This window comes from Neotabrizicola sp. VNH66, assembly GCF_049445895.1.
GTDB lineage: Bacteria > Pseudomonadota > Alphaproteobacteria > Rhodobacterales > Rhodobacteraceae > Pseudogemmobacter.
On the sequence record NZ_JBMSDW010000008.1, the window covers coordinates 35729 to 52493 of the forward strand.

The following is a 16765-nucleotide window of genomic DNA, read 5'->3' on the forward strand; positions in this document are numbered from 1 at the left end:
GTTTACTCCGCCGCGATGCGAACGGGCGCCGTGCTGAGTTCGGCCTTCTTGGCCGCCACGTCGATGCCGTAAAGCCGCGCCGCATTGAGGCCGAGGATCTTTTCCTTGATCTCGTCGGTCAGCTGCACGCCGCGTTCGGCGGCAATGTCCTCGGGGATCTGGAAGTTCCACAGCCGGTCCACCAGCCATTGCGGCGTCCAGATCGCATAGTCCGATCCGAACAGGATCTTGTCCGGCCCAAGCCAGAACAGCAGTTCCGAGATCACCTCGGCAAAGTAGCGCGGGCGCGAGTGAATGAAGGGCAGCGCCACGGCCAGACCGCCGTAGACATTGGTTTCCTGCACCGCGATCCAGCAGAAATCATCCAGCCGCGGCAGGCCGCAATGTTCGATGATCCAGTTCAGGCCCTGGAAATCGGTGGCGGCATGGTCCACGTCATGCACGTCAAAGGCATCCTTCGACAGCGGGATGATCGTCGGCCCCTTGTGGACGTGGATGTTCCTGATGCCCAGCTTTTCGCACAGCTCAAAGCATTTGTAGGCCGCCGGATCCGTCAGCTTCCAGCCCTTGGAATCGCCGTTCCACTCGGCCGTATACATCTTGACCCCTTTGATATCGAAGGTCTCTTTCATGTAGTGGATGTATTCGATGGCCTTTTCGCCGTCGCGCGGGTCGAAGGCACCGTTGACGATGAACCGCCCCGGATTGATCTGCGCCATCTGGCTGGACCGTTCGATGGAGGAGAAGCCCTCCTTGTAGAAGTCGCGCAAATAGGTGGACTGGATGATCGCCATGTCATCCGGCCCGTCGATGAACAGGTCACGGTAGATGTCATCGACCGTCTGCTTCTCGAACTTGGACTTTTCCCAAAGCTGTTCCTTGGGCGACAGCGCAGTGTGATAGGCGTAGAAGCAGTCGATGAACTGCTTGCCATGCACGTTGCGCTGGTTCTCGGGGCTGCCGTTCCAGAAATGGGTGTGGCAGTCGAGAACGAAGACTTCCTTGCCGTCCGGCGTTTTATACATCGTGTTCCTCCCTGGATTACATCTTGGTCAGTGGGGTCAGGTGGTGATCGCGACCTTCAGCACCCCGTCGCGCTGATTGGCGAAAAGATCGTAGGCCTCTTCGATCTGGTCGAGGCTGAAGCGGTGCGTCACCAGCGCCTTCATGTCGACGCGGCGCGACCGCACCACTTCGATCATCCGGCGCATCCGCTCCTTGCCGCCGGGGCACAGGGCCGAGCGGATGGTCTTTTCGCCAAGGCCCGCGGCATAGGCATCCAGCGGGATCTTCAGATCGCCCGAATAGACGCCAAGGCTGGACAGGGTGCCGCCCGGCCGGATCGACCGCAGCGCCCATTCAAAGGTGGATTGCAGGCCAAGCGCCTCGATGGCGACATCGCAACCGCGGCCGTCGGTCATCTCCATGATGGTTTCGACGACGTTGTTCGACGCCTTGAAATCCACCACCTCATCGGCGCCCATGCGTTTGGCCATCGACAGGCGGGCCGGCACGGTGTCCACGGCGATGATGCGGCTTGCCCCCATCAGGCGCGCGCCTGCGGTGGCGCAAAGGCCGATGGGACCCTGAGCGAAGACGGCCACGGTGTCGCCGATCTTGATCCCGCCATTCTCGGCCCCGACAAAGCCGGTGGACATGATGTCGGGGCACATCAGCACCTCTTCATCCGTCAGGTCATCGGGCACCGGGGCAAGGTTCGCCATCGCATCCGGCACCAGCACATATTCGGCCTGACAGCCGTCAATCGTATTGCCGAACTTCCAGCCGCCGATGGCCTTCCAGCCATGTTTGGTCCCCGCCCCGTCCTGCGAGCAGAAGCCACAGAGGCAGGCATTGGACCAGCCGGAGGGGGTGATGGCCCCGGCGATGACGCGCTGCCCCTCGCGGAAGCCCTTCACCGCCGAGCCGAGCTTCTCGATCACGCCCACCGGCTCGTGTCCGATGGTCAGGCCGCGTTCGACCGGATATTCCCCCTTCAGGATATGCACATCCGTGCCGCAGATCGTGGTGGTGGTGACGCGCATCAGCGCATCGTTCGGCCCCACGTCGGGAATGCGCTTGTCCTCCAGGACAATGCGGCCCTTCTCGACGAAAACCGCCGCTTTCATCATGCTAGCCATGGTCTCTCCTGCGAATTGCAGGCAGGGGCGCGACCTGCACCCCTGCCCGGGTGCCGATCAGATGAACTCGAACACTTCGTCCATGTCGCCGAACAGGATGACGGTGTTGTCGTCGATCCGGACCATGCGGCCATAGTGGGTGGAGGTGTTGACCTCGAAGATCTCGGCCGTCATCTCGCGGCCCAGATATTCGCTGATCTCGTCCATCTTGAAGATCAGCTTGCCCTCGCCGTCGATGCGGATGGTGGCGGGGTTGTAGGTCACCGTCACCTTCGGGTCCTGATCCATGAATTCGGCGATGGCGCGGGCCTCGACCGAGTCGTTCATGGTGACCCCGCATTCATGCGAGATTTCGCGGCTGCTGAGGTCGATGTCCTTCATCGACTTGAAGATGTTACCCTTGCTGTTGTCGCGGGCTACGCTGGACATGGTCTCTCTCCTCTCAGCGGGTCAGGCCGACTTCGCCCAGGATATGCGCCAGCCGCTCGTGCGAGACGGCCTGCGCATCGGCGAAGGACACGGGTTTGGAATGGGGTTGCGACCAGACGGGCTGCAGCGCCTTGGCGGCCTTGTCGGCCAGATCGGCGTGCTTCTTCACCCAGCCGTTGAACAAGGCGCGGTTGTGGGCGCCGTGCTTTTCGTCATTGGCCAGAAGATAGACCAGGTCGATGGTGTTCGCGAGGTTGCGCTCGTAATCCGCCTCGGCAGCCGAGATCACCGGCGGGGTGATGAAGTCGTTGTTCGCCGCCGCAGCCTGCATCAGGAAGCCCGAGCGGAAGAGTTCGCCCACCAGCGGCTCGAAGATCAGGTTGATGGCGAAATACTGCTCCAGATAATCCTCGGTGCCCATGATCGTCTCAATGGCCAGACGGGTGGGCTGCCAGATCGGATCTTCCAGCCAGGCGGTCTTGCCCAGCTCGTCGCTCCAGCCTTCGATATCCATGCCTATTTCGGCCAGATACAGTGTGATGTCCTGCGCCAGACGCATCTTGTACGACGAGTTCGTCAGCGTGGCGTTGTTGATCATCTGGGTGTAGCCATAGCGCTGCGCCTGCATCAGGCTGGTGCCAAGGCCGAATTCGGCGTGCTTCCACGCGCCCAGATGCACCTGCAGCACGCGCTGCCAGACCTTGTCGAACACCTTGTGCGCGCCGGCCTTGCGGGCGTTGCTGATCACGGCCTGAACCATGGTCTCGATCTTGGACTGGCGCTGGTAATGGGTGCGTTCCCATTCCTGATCCGGCGCCCGGAAAGCATGCCAGTTTGAGGACAGCGCCCGGGTGTTGTCCTTGGTATAGGCGCCCTTGCCGTTGCCGAAGCTGATAATCCAGTCCTGGATCAGATAGCGTTCGGGATCGGGCTGCACATCCACCGTGACGTCTTCGTAATGGGTGGCGCGCTTGCCGCGTGGTTCGAAGTAATTGTATTTGCGGCTGGTCGATCCGGCGAAGATCGCGGCCCCGGCCGCGCCCGATCCGACGGAACTTGAGGTGGCTACCATTGTCTCTCTCCCTGTATGGCAGGCTTCACTGTGACGAGCGGTCGGGCCCTAGTGGCCCGACGAACCGGACGTGGTGGTGAAGCGGTCGAAGAAGATGCGCTCGCTGTCGAAGTCGAGCATGAAAAGCGTGGGCTGCAGCGCGTCGATCATCGGCGGCGGGCCGCAGGCATAGACGTCGCCCTGCCCGGCGATCCCCATGGCCTTCAGCTTGCGCGACACCGCCTCGTGGACGAAGCCGCGCTCGCCGGTCCAGCCGCCGTCCTCGGGGGCGTGGGACAGGACGGGGATGAATTCGACCGAGGGGTGTTCGGCGGTGATTTCGGCCAGACGGTCCAGATGGAACAGGTCCGTCTCGGTCCGGGCGCCGTAGAAGAACAGGACCGGACGGTCCTCTCCGCTGGCGATATGGTCGTGCAGGATCGACCAGACCGGCGACATGCCGGACCCCGCCCCCACCAGCACCACCGGTCCCTCGCGGTTCTCGCGGCGGAAGCACATGCCGTAGGGGCCTGTCACCTTCACTTCGGCCCCGGCCCGGATTCCTCCGTTGTCGAGCTGGTTTGAGAACTTTCCTTCGGGGTATTTCTTGATGATGAAGGAGAGCTTTTGGGTTTCGCTCGGCGGATTTGCCATGGAGAACGAACGCGTGATCGTCTCCCCTTCTTCCGTGGTGACTGTGATGTCGACATACTGACCCGCCCAGAACTTGAGCGGCGCGTTCAGCTCGATCTCGACGCCGCGGATGTCATGCGTGAGCTTGCGGAAATCGGTGATCTTTCCGTCGAAGGATTTGACCGGGATCGACTTCGACAGGACCTCTTCATCGTAATTCAGCAGGTCAATCGTCAGATTGTCGAAGGCCTTGGCCCGGCACATCAGGATCTGGCCGCCGTCGCGCTCGGATTCATTCAGCGCGAAGGTGGAATATTTCAGCATCTCGACCTCGCCGTCGAGAAGCACGCATTTGCAGGCGGAACACTGCCCCTCCTTGCAACCATGCGGCAGCGAGATGCCCTGGCGGAACGCGGCGTCCAGGACGGTTTCGTCCTCGTCCACCTCGAACTCGACGCCCACGGGCTCCAGCCTCACGGTGTAAATCTCTCCCATTCTGTCCGGCCTCCCTGCCGTCAGTCCGGCCGCCCGTCGGGCCGCCTCAGTCCAGTTCCGGTTGGTTGGCGGGGGCCGGTGTGATGGCCCCCGCCCTGCCCTTAGTTGCAGGGATTGATGGTGAAGCCGGCCTTGTATTCGGCGATATGCTTGTCGCGCGCTTCGGGCGACATCTCGCGCAGCAAGGTCAGCGGCGACAGCAGGGTGTGGCCGCGCACGTCGTCCAGCGTCCACATGTCCTTGTTGTCAAAGCGCAGGTGCGGTTGCGGCACCAGCGTCTTGCCGTCGTCGCGGACGAAGTTCAGGTCCTTGATCGCATCGGCCAGATCCCAGCCGTGATAGACCGTTTCCCATTCGCGCTTGCCCGAGAACTTGCCCATGGCAGGCGTCGGCCGGCCCTGGTATTCGTTCGAGAAGGCCTCGACGGCGGTCCAGCGGTCCAGTTCATGCGCAAAAGTGTGCAGCTGGCCGTCGATCGTGTCGGTGACCATGTCCTCGCGGATGAGGCAGGGCACAAGGCAGGACCAGCAGCGGTGCGGATAGACGTAGCCGGTTTCCTCGTTGAAGGTGATGACCTTCTGACCCGGCTTCGACAGCTTGGCATACCACTTCCAGAACTCGCCGAATTCGGCATACCAACCCGGATATTTGGCTTCGAACCATTCGAAGTCCTTGTCGGTCTGCGCCTCGATCCGCCAGAAGTTCACCGGCCAGCCCACGGCGAAGAACTGCGCGACCTTGTGGACGTAGTTCTTCTTGGTGATGCGGTTCCAGGCTTCCTGCACGTCGTCGTGGTGAACCTTGATGCCGTACTTTTCCAGGGGCAGCATGTAGGTCCGGTAGTAGTCCTCGAAAATCCAGCGGTGCCACATTTCCGCGTAGGATTCCTTTTCCTTGTCGCGGTTGGTGGTGCCGTATTCGATCAGCGTGCCGATGGCGGCGTCGACGATGGCGTGGTTCTGCCAGAATGCATAGCGCAGATCGCGCTCCAGCAGCAGGTGGTTCTCCGGCTCTTTCAGCGCAGCCATCAGAAGCGAGTGGCCGTTGCCGATATGGCGGCTTTCATCCGACTGCACCGAGAGGAACACCGTGGGCAGCGCATAGTCGCCATTGCGGGCGGCTTCAGACGGCATGGCCACGAACAGCGTGTTGGTGAAGGCGGTTTCCGCAACAACGGTCAGATACATACAGGCCGAGGTCATCACATCGCCGGTGATGAAACCCTCGCCGAACTGGCGGCCGATGGTGGTCGCATAGCACTTGCCAAAGGCTTCTTCGGTAATGTCGAAGCCCGCGGGGTCGATGTAGTTCTCCATATACCACTTCTTCAGGTTCATCTGAATCGTGGAATGGCGGAATTCATCGACCATCTGCATGGTAAAGCCGGTACGCAGGTCTTCGCCGGGTGCGATCCGCGCCACCATCGCCATCGAGCGGGCGGCCGAGATTTCCGGGAAGGGGATGATCGCCAGAAACAGCTTCATCCATTCGACCCAGCGGGGCTGAACGTTGCGGAACATGTCGCCCCGCAGGGCGGCGTCCAGAGCACCGTAGACGCGGTTGTCCTTTTCTTCCTGCATCGGGAAGTAGGACCGCAGCACCTGCTTCATCGGGTCGCGCGGGGCCTTGTTGATCTTGTAGTCGGTCGGGAAGGTCGCGGCTTCCTGAACATAGGTGGGGTTCCACCCGAGGTCCGAGATCTTCTTCGTCGCTTCGCCGACCGAGATCCCGCGCTGCGCGGTGATCTTGTTGAGCGTCAGTTGAGTCATGCCATGATTCTCCTGATGTGAACCGTCCGGGGCGTGGTCCGGCCGGGGGGCGGATGGTCCGCCCGGGGTTGGTCCGGCCAAGGCGGCCGGGGCTCAGGTCACGGCAAAGGTTGCGGGTGGCGCGGCCGGAAACCGGGACCAGACAGCCTGCGGATGCTGTCGGACCGGCGGCCTCGCCTTCTCCTCCCATTCCTTCGTTCTTGCGGGGCTGTCCGGGTCGACCGGCAAACCGCCTTCTTGTGTCGGGGATACATGCAGACGGCGTGCCCACGGGGAGGGCGAAGCGCGATAAAGTTGAAGGTTGGGATAAGAATTCAGATCATAACACTGAAATTGAATGGTTTTATTTTTTGTCCGTTTTTCAGGCAGCCGCAGTGCCCCCCGGACAACCTCTCGCCTCAGGGCGTTTCGGAACGTTACACTTGTCACGACCAGCGGCCCGGTTTTCCGGCACAACTGTAACGACCGGCCCGTTACACACCCCACAGCGCCGATTCGGCCGGGGTCAGGCGTTTCTCGGATGCAGAAAAATTGTGCGGCAGCGCGGCATGTAAAAACCCCGGACAGCTGTAATCCGGTGACGCAACAAAACGTTACATCTGTAACGCAGATTTCCATTTTTACTGTTTAATATCATTATCTTAAAAGAACGTCTTCGCTTCTGGGCACGGGATTTGCCTGCTAGACTGGGCCTGCGCCGGGACCGCCCGGCGTCCGCCCTCATCGCACCGTAAAGCTGTCCCGTCGAAAGGCCCCGTCATGACCGGCCCCCTCTCCGCAGCCCCGCAATCCTCGCGCGCCACGGCCGAAGCGGTCATCGCGCGCGCGCCGCAGGATCTGGTCTTCACCCTGCGCTTTCTGGGCCAGAGTCAGGAAATCCTGCACAGCCATTTCCGCCGTTTTCTGGAGGGCCGGCTGGCCGAGGCCGGAATCACGCCCGAAGAGCACCCGCTGCTGCCCTTTTTCATCGACAGCCACGCGGTCGAGCTGCGCGATTTCGTCGCCACCGGCGTCTCGCTCGCGCGGCCGTTCCGGCTGGGTGAGATCGAAATTCTGACAGGCGACGTGGAAACCCTGATGCGGGTGGACCTGTGGGATGCGCTGGCCAGCCATATCGACATGGCCGAACGCCGCTTTGCCCAAGGCATCGCCCGCGTCGTCGCCACCCTGACCGAGGCCGAGGCCGATCTGCGCCGGGTACCGCGATGACCGGCCTAGTGCAGCGTCCCCGTGCCTCCGGGCAGAAACGCGCGGATGGCGGCGAAATCTTCGCGCATGTGCCGGTGGGTGGCGGACATCAGCCGGTCCCGCTCTGTTTCCGGCAGGGCGGCGACGGCGGCTTGAAGTGCCTCGGCCGTGGTGGCCTGTGCGACCGGATGATCCGCGCCGAACAGCGTGGCGGCGGTCTGGCGCAGGGCGCTGCGAAAACGGCCATCGGGGTCGGGGATCATCACCATCCGTCCTGTGCAGATGAAAAACGGAGGGCAGAATGACGACAGAACCGCGCAATGTGCAAGAGATTCTGGCAGATCAGTTCCAGTTGACGGCAGAACTGTCCAGCCTGACCGGAGAATATCACCGGCTTCTGCAAAAGGTGGCGGGCAGCGGCTTTGCCCGGCAACTGGCCGAACAATCCAATGATGATGCGGCCTTGGCTGAGGCCGACCGCATGGAGGTGGCCGCGCGGTTCGCCGCGGATTCCTGCGAATTGCGGATCAATGATCTTGAACTCCGGCTGGCCGCGCTTGGGCGCGAACTGGCCGCCCTGCGCTGAAGGACGGAAGATGAACCAGACACTTGCCTCCCCGCCCGCGCCCGCCGGACTGACCGGCACGGCGCTGTTCGACCTTCTCGCCCGCAGCTGGACGCTGGAGGCGCCGGTGGCCTCGGTCACGCTGGATACCGCGGGCAAGGCCGCAGGCTTCGCACTGGCCGACGGGCGGCTGGCGCTTGTGCCACTGGACGATCCGGACTCCCCGATGCAGCGCATCAGGCTGGAACTGGACAGCGGGCGCAGCACCATCCGCCAGCGGGAAAAGCCGGTGGCGCCGCCGGTATATACCGAAAACCTTGGCGGGACCGCAGCGATGGTCGCAGCCTCCGGCAAGATCGGGTTTCTGGCCGCGGCGGCGGACGGGCGGGTCTGGCGGGTGACGCCGCGCGGCCAGGTCATCCCCCTCTCGCGCGAGGCGCGGCCGCTGAGCGCACTGGCCACGGATGGGCGCGGCCTTGTCGCGCTGGCGCAGGAGGGCAAGGTCGACCTTCTGGAAGAGGAGGGCATGACCCGTCGCGTCGGCCTTCTGACCGCGGGGGCAGCCACGGCGCTGGCCTTTGCGCCGGACGGGCAAAGCCTTGCCGTGCGTCTGGCCGAGGGGGTTCTGCTCTGGCCGCCAGGACAGGAGGCGGTGCTCCTGCCCTTTCCCGGCAGCGGCCCGGTGGCTTTTTCGGCCGGGGGCGGATGGTTGGCCGCTTCGGACGGCGATCAGGGCCTTTGGCTCTACCGCCGGGCGGATGGCAGCTTCGGGCAGATCGGCAATTTCCGCGCCCCGCCGCTGTCGATGACCTTCGGCGCCGGCGATGCCACGCTGTTCGCCGGCGGGGCCTTCCGGCTGGCTGGCTGGTCGCTGGACACGCCGCCGCTGGACGGCGGCCAGTCCGGCGCGCTGCGCAGCGGGCGGTCCGGCCTTGTGCTGGTCGAACGGGTGGCCGCCCATCCCGACCGCGATCTGGTGGCCTTCGGCACGGCCGAGGGCGCGGTGGCGCTGGTCCGCCCGGGCCTGCCGGATGAAATGCTGCTCTGCCCCGGCGATGGCGCCGCGATCACCGCGCTGCATTGGTCGGCCTGCGGGCTGCATCTGGCGATCGGCACCGCCGCAGGCGGGGCGGCGCTGGTCACCCTTCCGCCGCGCTTGTTCAAGTAACCCCCCGTTTCACAGGAAAGGAAATCCCATGTCCGAAGCCCAACGCAAGATGACCAAGGAAGAGGCCAGCAAGGACGCCTTCTTCACCCGGATCGCCGAAATCTCGGAAGAGATGATCCACGCCCATGGCAAGGATTTCGCCATGGGCACGCTGGTTCTGGCGGCGCGCTGGATCGCCAGCGACAAGATCAGTGCCGACCCGGCCCGGCACTGATCCCGGCGGCTGCGCGGATCAGCCCGCCGGTCCCTGACCCGAGCCCGCAACCGTCCAGCGCAGCTGATCCAGCAGGATATCGCGCGAGGTGGCGGCATAGACCAGAAGCCCGGCCTCTGCCTGTGTCGCCCCCGCCTGTGCTGTCCCCGCATGTGCCGCCGCGATCCGCGCCAGATCCCGGTTCAGCCCGATGTCCAGAAGATGCGCCCAGGCACAAAGCTCATGCAGCCGATGCGTCACGAACTGAAGACAATCCCGCGCCACGGGATCGGCCGGCCATCCGGCCGCCCCTGCCCCCGGCGGGCCGAGCGGAGAGCTGTGGATCGCGCTGCCCAGCAGCGTCAGCACCTCGCGCCGCCAGCGGCCGTATTCGCTGGAATCGCTGTGGTCCAGCCCGATCGCATAGAGCTTTTCCGCCACCACCCGGAACGCCCGCCCGCCCGCGATATGGCGGCGCCAGAAATCGTTCGCCTCATCCGCGGTGCGGCAGTCGAGGAACTGCCCTGCCAGCCGCCGCCGCAACAGCAGCGCAAGCACCATATCCACATCCTCGGAAACCGAGCGGGCCAGCTGAAGCGCGGGCAGGGTCAGCCCCGAAAGGATCAGCTGCCGGATCGCGGCCATGGTCTCGACCATGCGCCCGGTCAGGACAGCCCCCGCGCGCAGCTGTTCGGCCGACAGGTCCAGCTCTTGGACTTCGCCCCCCGAGGCGGCGGCCCGGTGCAGCGCCGAAAGCCAGATCAGCCCCTGATCGAACAGGCAAAGCCCGTCATGCGCCCGGCTGTCCGGCCCCGGAGGGGCGGCGGGCAAGGGACGGAAGCCGGGCAAGGCGCGGATCACCTGTGCCCAGATCCGGTCAAGGTCATGGCCGCGCGCCGACCACATCTGCCGCAGCCGCGCTGCCAGCTGCGGCGACATCTCGCGGTAGAACCGTTCCGGCCCGATGGGCGTGTCGGGGGAAAAGCTCAGCATCCTGCCCCCGCGGTGACGGCATGAGCGTTTCGGCCCGCCAGACCCACAGCCAGCGCCAGACCCTTGGCGTGCGGCAGTTGCAGGCCATCGCCCTTTTGCGGCTGACGAATGAGGGGCTGGCCGATCATCTGGCGCGCAAGGCGGCCAGCAATCCCCTGCTGCGGCTGCGGCTGCCCGCCCCCGCCCGGACCGAGGCGGAAGAACCGGCGGCCAGTGGCGGGCTGCTGGATCATATCCTGCCCCAGCTGGGGCTGATCCTCTCCACCCCGCGCGACCGGCAGCTGGCAGAGGTCTTCCTTGAGGCTTTGGACCCAAACGGCTGGCTGGACCGGCCCCTGCCCGCGCTGGCCGCGGCGGCGGGATGTACCCTGACCGAAGCGGCGGCACTGCTGAACCGGCTGCAACAAGGCATTGAACCGACGGGGCTTTTCGCCCGAGATCTGGCCGAGTGCCTGCAGCTTCAGGCGCTGGAACGGGGCCTTTTGACCCCGGCTCTGGCCATGGTACTGGACCGCCTGCCCCTTCTGGCCGAAGGCGGGCCTGCCGCAGTCGCCCGCGCGGCAGGCCTGCCCGAGGGCGAAGTCACCGCTGCCCTGCATGTGATCCGCCGTCTGGACCCGCGCCCCGGTCTGGCCTTCGGCCATGCCCCGCCGCCGCTGCGCGCGCCCGACGTCCTGGTCACCCGGCACGAAGGCGCATGGCGGGTGGAGCTGAACCGCGCCACCCTGCCCGCGCTGACCGTGGACCCCACCCGGGCGCCCGAACTGCGCGCGGCCCGGGCCGAGGCGGAATGGCTGCTGTCGGTGGTGGAACGCCGCAACCGCACGGTTCTGGCCGTGGCGCGGGCGGTGATGGAACGGCAGGCCGGATTTCTGGAACAGGGACCCGGTGCCCTGACCATCCTGCACCGGACCGAGATTGCCGCCAGCCTTGGCCTGCACGACAGCACGGTGGGCCGCGTCGCACGCGATCTGCTGGTGGACACGCCGCAGGGCCTGCGCAGCCTGTGCAGTCTCTTTGACGGTGGCCCCACCGGGGGACAGGTCGCCTCGGCCGCGATCCGGCACCGGATGGCCCGGCTGATCGCCGGGGAAAACCCGCGCAGCCCGCTCAGCGATGCCGCGCTGGCCGTGGCGCTGGCGGCGGAGGGCAAGCCCGTGGCCCGCCGCACCGTGACCAAGTTCCGCGAGGCCATGGCCATCCCGGTTTGGACCCTGCGCCGGCGCCGTCCCTGACTGATCCTGCCGCACGGCGTGCCCTTCCCGCCCTGCCGTCAATCGGTCAGATGCTTGTAGACCGTGGTGCGCGACATCCCCAGCACCCGCGCCGCCTGAGAGACATTGCCGTCATGCCGGGCGACCGTCTCGCGGATGGTCTGGCATTGCTGCGCCTTCCACGGCACCGGGGCGCATTGGCCGCAGGCGCTGCCGGGCGCGCATTCGGCGGGCAGATCGGGCAGCAGCCGGTCGAAATCCGCGGCTTCACAGGGGTCATCGGCATGGATCAGCGCCGCCTGTGTCATCACCGCCCGCAATTCATGCAGGTTGCCCGGCCAGTCATGCGCGCGCAACCGCGCCAGCGCCGCCGGTGTCATCCGGAACTCTGCGCGGGTGGCCCGGGCAAAGCGCAGCGCCAAAGGTTCCAGATCGCTGCGCAGCCGAAGGGGCGGCAGGTCCAGACGGAACCCTTCCAGCCGGTAGCGCAGCGCCGGCAGCAGGCCCTGCGCGGCCAATGGGTCCGAACTGGCGCTGACCACCCGCAAATCGACGCGGATCAGCGCGCCGGTATCGGGATGGCGGAATTCGCCCAGATCCAGCACACCCGCCAGCGCGGCCTGTGCGGCCAGAGGCAGGGCCGTCACCTCGTCCAGAAACAGCGTCCCGCCCGCGGCCTGTTCCAGAAGCCCCGGCGTACCCGCACTGCCGAAACAGGCGCGGCTGACATCGCCTTCGGCCATCAGCCGCCCGTCCAGCACGACGAAGGGCCCCTTGCGCCCTGCGGCGGCATGAACCAGCCGGGCGACGATCTCCTTGCCGGTTCCCGTCTCGCCGCTGATCGCCACGGCCAGACCGCGCCGCGCCGCATCGGGCAGGGCCTGCAGCCGCTGCCAAAGGGCCGGATCCTCGATCACCACATCGCGGAACAGATTGCGGGCAGGCCCCGGCCCCTCGGCCACGGTATCGGCCACCGGAACCGCCGCCCGGGCCAGCGCGAAGCTCGCCCGGTTCGCCACGCAGCGGACCGACACGGCCGATCCCATCCGGTCACGGATGCGCAAAGTCTCGCCCTCGGCCAGACGGCGCTGGATCGCGGCGAAGGGCTGTTCGAAGATCCGCTCGAAACTCTCGCCCAGAAGGCGCGGAAAGCCGGTCAGGAACATCTCGCCCTTGCGGTTCACCGCATGGATGGTCAGGTCTTCATCCAGCACCAGCATGCCCATCGACAAGGTGCCCAGATATTCCGGCCGCGGATGGAATTGCAGCACGACCCGCCGGTCATGCCGCGCGCGGATCAGGCTGTTCTCGATGCTGCTGGCCGACATCTGCACCAAGGCCGCCGTATGCTGCTGGCGCACCGCCGACATGGACGAGGCGTCCAGCACTCCCGCCAGCCCGCCGGAGCCATCGAAGATCGGCGCCGAAATGCAGGACACATCGCCGTGGGCGCGCAGGAAATGCTCTCCCCCATAGACCTGCGCGGGGCGGCGGGTGGCGATGCAGACGCCCATGGCATTGGTGCCGCGCAGATCCTCCGTCCAGACCGAACCGGGGATCACCTGCGCCCCCGCCTCGGTCTCGGCGAACTGCACGTCATGCAGCGTGTCCAGCACCACCCCATCGGGAGAACCCAAGGCAATCATGAAGTTGGACCCGGCGATCTGGTCGAACAGCAGCTCCAGCTCGGGCCGGGCAAAGCGGATCAGATCGGCATGGCTTTGCCGGGTGGCGGTAAACTCAGTCTCGGTCAGGATCAGCCGGTGGCTGCGCGCCAACGGATCCAGCCCGTGCGACAGGCTGCGCAGCCAGCTTTCGGTAATATCCCCGGGCAGGGCACCGCCGGGAAAGCGGCCCTGCGATTCCAGCATGTGCCGCGCCCGCGTCAGGGCCGAGGTCTGCACTTCCATGGCCGCGTCTCCTCCCCGATCCTTGGCCGAAGATCAGCGTATCGGCGGACAGGTCGCTGTCAACGGCCGCGGATGATTCGCCGCCTGATGTCCAGTTTGTGAACACTCTCCCTGTCGCCGGGACCGCGCGCGCGGCCCCAGGGTGCGGCTGTCCAGAGGCTGAACAGCCGTGTCCTGCGATCTGTCCAGTTCCGCAACGGCTGCACCCGCGGCATCGGCTTTCTTTGCACCCGGCCCCGCGACGCCCGGATAGTCGCCCGGCAGCCGCCATCCGATGCGGCACCGAACCACCGCGGAGGAGGCCGCGCCGATGAAAGCCCAAGTCCTGAGAACCTACGATCCCGCCCTGACTGCCCCCGTCTGGGTGGCTGAGGAATCCGTGGCCGATCCGAAGATCGTCAAATCGAACGACGTGATCATCCGCATCGGCGGCGCCGGTGTCTGCCGCACCGACCTGCATATCATCGAAGGCATCTGGCGCCCGCACACCGACCCGACCGGGACCGGGCTGCTGCCGCTGATCATGGGCCATGAAAACGCGGGCTGGATCGAAGAGATCGGCGCCGAGGTCGAGGGGTTCAAGAAGGGCGATCCCGTCATCGTCCACCCCAAGGTGACGGGCGGCACCTGCATCGCCTGCCGCCGCGGCCATGACATGCATGGCGACGGCAAGTTCCCGGGCCTCGATTCGAACGGCGGCTATGCCGAGCTTCTGCAAACCTCGTCGCGCAACCTGATCGCGCTGCCGAAGACCCTCGCCCCGCGGGATGTGGCGCCCTATGCCGATGCCGGGCTGACCGCCTATCGCGCGGCGAAGAAGGCGGCGCAGCAACTGCTGCCGGATCAGGCGGCGGTGGTGATCGGCGCCGGCGGCCTTGGCCATATCGGCATTCAGGTGCTGCGGGCGATGTGCGCGGCGCGGATCATCGTCGTCGATATCTCCGATGCCTCGCTGGCGCTGGCGGGCGAACATGGGGCCGACCATCTGGTCAAGGCCGATGGCGGCGAGGTGGAGGCGGTGAAGGCCCTGACCGGCGGCAAGGGGGCCGAGGCGGTGCTGGATTTCGTGGGCGAGAAGGGCACCACGAAGAAGGGCATCGACATGACCCGGCCGGCGGGCAGCTATTATGTCATCGGCTATGGCGAGGACATCAAGGTTCCCACCGTGGACATGGTGATCACCGAAAAGAACATCATCGGCAATCTGGTCGGCACCTGGGCCGAACTGACCGAGCTGATGGCGCTGGCGGACCGCGGGTTGGTTGAGCTGGCCACCAAACACTACCGCCTGTCCGAGGCCAATCAGGCGCTGAAGGACCTGCACAACGGCAAGATCCGCGGCCGCGCCGTCCTGGTGCCCTGATCGGCTTTGCCCTGCGCGCCCGGGGCCTGTTCCCCGGGCGCATCACCCCACGACCGGGCCGCAAAGGCCGCCATTTTCACGACTCTGGGAGGATGTCATGACAAGAAGAACCGCCACGATGCGGACGCTGATCGCCACCACCGCGCTTGGCTTTGCCGCCACCGGCGCGCTGGCCGAGGATTACACGAAATACGGCATCAAGGCCGATGTGCCGGGTGCGTGCAGTTTCGAATCCATCGACGCCAAGGACTATTCCGGGCGGACGCTGAACATCATCACCCATGCGATCCCGGTGATCGGCGAACCCACCGCGCTGCACGCGACGCAATTTCAGGAACTGACCGGCGCCACGGTGAATGTGGTGCACGTGCCCTTCGGCGATCTGTTCCAGCGGATCATGATCCCGTTCCAGACCGGCCAGCAGGCCTATGACGTGCTGTTCTACGGCTCGCTCTGGCTGGGGGATTTCAACCCCTATCTGGCCGAGGTTCCCGCCGCCTATCAGGAGGTGGCGGGGATGAAGGAAGTGACCGAGACCTATCGCGGCGTCGCCACCTGGGCGGGCAAGATGCTGCAATACACCATGGACGGCGACCGGCATTACCTCAAATACCGCTCGGACGTGTTCGAAAACCCCGAGATGCAGGCGCTCTTCAAGGAAAAGACCGGCCGCGACCTGACCGTTCCTGCCACATGGGAGGAATATAACGAGGTGGCCGCGGTCTTCACCAACATGGACTGGGACGGCGACGGTGCGCCGAACTTCGGCACTGCCGAGGTGACGAAGCGGGACGATCTGATGTTCTCGGCCTTCATCAGCCGGGTGGCGCCTTATGCCAAGCATCCTGATGTGAAGGGCGGCTTCTTCTTCGACCTTGAGACGATGACCCCCTTGGTGAACACGCCCGGCTGGGTCCGCGGGCTGGAGCTGTTCGTGGCCGCGCAGCCGTCCATGCCGCCGGGAGGCACCTCCTTTGGGCTGGGGGATGAGATCTTCTCCTTCGGGGGCGGGCAGACGCTGATGTCCTACAGCTGGGACGATGCCTTCATTCAGGCGATGCAGGAGGACAGCCCGATCCGCAACAAGGTGGCGGCAGGCCTGCTGCCCGGCGCGACAGAGGTCTGGAACCGCACCACCGGCCAGTGGGACACGTTCGCCGAACCGAACCGCGTGGCCTATGTCACCTGGGGCTGGACCTCGGCGGTGGCGAAGGACAGCCCCAATCAGGACATGGCCTTCGACTACCTCTGCTTCTTCGCGAACGAGGCGAATACGCTGGCAGATCTGCAGATCGGCCGTTTCGGCATCAACCCCTACCGCGACACCCATTTCGACCCGGCCTTCTATGAAACCGAACTGGGCTGGGACAAGGCGGTGGCCGAAACCTATACCACCACGCTGAAAGGTGTGGACACCGCATCCAATCAGGTCTTCGACCTGCGGGTGCCGGGAGTGGGCGAGTTCATGTCCTCTCTGGCCGCGGGGGTTGCCCGCGCGCAATCGGGTGAACAGACCCCGCAACAGGCGCTGGACGGTGTGGCCGCCGAATGGACCGAGATCGTCAACCGCATCGGCCCGGATCGCGTCCGCGAAGCCTACGCCAACGTCGTGGCGCTGGAGGACCGCTGAACCGGCCCGCGCGAGGGGCCATG

16 protein-coding genes are annotated in these 16765 nt (G+C 65.4%); 7 read left to right on the plus strand and 9 right to left on the minus strand.

Annotated features, from left to right (window positions below; translation table 11 throughout):
• Positions 1–2: 2 nt before the first annotated feature.
• The 6 genes from ACO2Q5_RS12890 to ACO2Q5_RS12915 all read right to left on the minus strand — a co-directional run bounded on the left by ACO2Q5_RS12890 (position 3) and on the right by ACO2Q5_RS12915 (position 6518).
• A complete protein-coding gene (locus ACO2Q5_RS12890) occupies positions 3–1025 on the minus strand; it encodes an amidohydrolase family protein (protein ID WP_423291635.1) in 1023 nt (340 codons plus the stop codon).
• Between the two features lie 36 nt (positions 1026–1061).
• A complete protein-coding gene (locus ACO2Q5_RS12895) occupies positions 1062–2141 on the minus strand; it encodes an NAD(P)-dependent alcohol dehydrogenase (RefSeq protein WP_423291637.1) in 1080 nt (359 codons plus the stop codon).
• 57 nt (positions 2142–2198) lie between these two features.
• On the minus strand, positions 2199–2570 hold the full coding sequence (locus tag ACO2Q5_RS12900; protein ID WP_423291639.1) for an MmoB/DmpM family protein: 372 nt from the start codon (positions 2568–2570) through the stop codon (positions 2199–2201).
• A gap of 13 nt (positions 2571–2583) precedes the next feature.
• Positions 2584–3642, minus strand: a complete 1059-nt coding sequence (locus ACO2Q5_RS12905; protein WP_423291641.1) for an aromatic/alkene monooxygenase hydroxylase subunit beta — start codon at positions 3640–3642, stop codon at positions 2584–2586.
• A gap of 48 nt (positions 3643–3690) precedes the next feature.
• Positions 3691–4749 carry an NADH:ubiquinone reductase (Na(+)-transporting) subunit F gene (locus ACO2Q5_RS12910; protein ID WP_423291643.1) on the minus strand — a complete coding sequence of 353 codons (1059 nt, stop codon included), beginning with the start codon at positions 4747–4749 and terminating at the stop codon, positions 3691–3693.
• 101 nt (positions 4750–4850) lie between these two features.
• Positions 4851–6518: an aromatic/alkene/methane monooxygenase hydroxylase/oxygenase subunit alpha gene (locus ACO2Q5_RS12915; protein ID WP_423291645.1), complete on the minus strand. Its 1668-nt coding sequence runs from the start codon at positions 6516–6518 to the stop codon at positions 4851–4853.
• A gap of 759 nt (positions 6519–7277) precedes the next feature.
• On the opposite strand from ACO2Q5_RS12915, the gene ACO2Q5_RS12920 reads away from it, so the two are divergent.
• The gene (locus ACO2Q5_RS12920) at positions 7278–7727 is read left to right on the plus strand and encodes a hypothetical protein (protein ID WP_423291647.1); all 450 of its coding nucleotides are present in this window, start codon (positions 7278–7280) and stop codon (positions 7725–7727) included.
• Positions 7728–7732: 5 nt separating this feature from the next.
• Here the strand turns inward: ACO2Q5_RS12920 and ACO2Q5_RS12925 are convergent, their stop codons facing one another.
• Positions 7733–7969, minus strand: a complete 237-nt coding sequence (locus ACO2Q5_RS12925) for a hypothetical protein (RefSeq protein ID WP_423291649.1) — start codon at positions 7967–7969, stop codon at positions 7733–7735.
• Positions 7970–8007: 38 nt separating this feature from the next.
• Here ACO2Q5_RS12925 and ACO2Q5_RS12930 point away from each other — a divergent pair, with 38 nt between their 5' ends.
• From ACO2Q5_RS12930 to ACO2Q5_RS12940, 3 genes are read left to right on the plus strand one after another with little or no spacing between them, the layout of a single operon-like run.
• On the plus strand, positions 8008–8292 hold the full coding sequence (locus ACO2Q5_RS12930) for a hypothetical protein (RefSeq protein ID WP_423291651.1): 285 nt from the start codon (positions 8008–8010) through the stop codon (positions 8290–8292).
• 10 nt (positions 8293–8302) lie between these two features.
• Positions 8303–9439, plus strand: coding sequence for a WD40 repeat domain-containing protein (locus tag ACO2Q5_RS12935; protein WP_423291653.1), 1137 nt, complete (start codon positions 8303–8305; stop codon positions 9437–9439).
• Between the two features lie 28 nt (positions 9440–9467).
• Positions 9468–9653, plus strand: coding sequence for a hypothetical protein (locus tag ACO2Q5_RS12940; RefSeq protein WP_423291655.1), 186 nt, complete (start codon positions 9468–9470; stop codon positions 9651–9653).
• 18 nt (positions 9654–9671) lie between these two features.
• Here the strand turns inward: ACO2Q5_RS12940 and ACO2Q5_RS12945 are convergent, their stop codons facing one another.
• The gene (locus ACO2Q5_RS12945; protein WP_423291657.1) at positions 9672–10625 is read right to left on the minus strand and encodes a hypothetical protein; all 954 of its coding nucleotides are present in this window, start codon (positions 10623–10625) and stop codon (positions 9672–9674) included.
• Between the two features lie 20 nt (positions 10626–10645).
• Here ACO2Q5_RS12945 and ACO2Q5_RS12950 point away from each other — a divergent pair, with 20 nt between their 5' ends.
• Positions 10646–11860, plus strand: coding sequence for an RNA polymerase factor sigma-54 (locus tag ACO2Q5_RS12950; protein WP_423291658.1), 1215 nt, complete (start codon positions 10646–10648; stop codon positions 11858–11860).
• Between the two features lie 38 nt (positions 11861–11898).
• On the opposite strand, the gene ACO2Q5_RS12955 is transcribed toward ACO2Q5_RS12950, so the two are convergent.
• Entirely contained in the window at positions 11899–13749 is a 1851-nt protein-coding gene (locus tag ACO2Q5_RS12955; protein ID WP_423291660.1) for a sigma-54-dependent Fis family transcriptional regulator, read from the minus strand.
• A 310-nt stretch (positions 13750–14059) separates the two neighbouring features.
• On the opposite strand from ACO2Q5_RS12955, the gene ACO2Q5_RS12960 reads away from it, so the two are divergent.
• Positions 14060–15112: an NAD(P)-dependent alcohol dehydrogenase gene (locus ACO2Q5_RS12960; protein ID WP_423291662.1), complete on the plus strand. Its 1053-nt coding sequence runs from the start codon at positions 14060–14062 to the stop codon at positions 15110–15112.
• Between the two features lie 97 nt (positions 15113–15209).
• On the plus strand, positions 15210–16742 hold the full coding sequence (locus tag ACO2Q5_RS12965; RefSeq protein ID WP_423291664.1) for an ABC transporter substrate-binding protein: 1533 nt from the start codon (positions 15210–15212) through the stop codon (positions 16740–16742).
• Positions 16743–16765 lie beyond the last annotated feature (23 nt).